General features: G+C 50.0%; 1 pseudogene. It reads left to right on the top strand.

Annotated features, from left to right (window positions below):
* Positions 1-244: pseudogene (locus CWC03_RS23040) on the top strand (AMP-binding protein); the annotation flags it as partial.

The following is a 244-nucleotide window of genomic DNA, read 5'->3' on the forward strand; positions in this document are numbered from 1 at the left end:
GGTCAAAAGCTTGCAACAGATCAGGCATTAATACACGGCCCAAAGGGAAGGGTGGTCCCACAAGGGGGGGTTGGGGAATTGTATGGCGGGGGTGATGGGTTGGCGCGGGGGGAGTTGAATCGTCCTGAGCTCACCGCTGAACGCTTTGTTGTTAATCCGAATTATTTATCGAGTGATCAACATAGTCCGAGCCGCTTATATCGTACCGGCAATTTAGTACTTTACATATATGCGCGTAATCTAG

It is taken from the genome of Pseudoalteromonas sp. S2755 (assembly GCF_005886535.1).
Classification (GTDB): Bacteria; Pseudomonadota; Gammaproteobacteria; order Enterobacterales; family Alteromonadaceae; genus Pseudoalteromonas.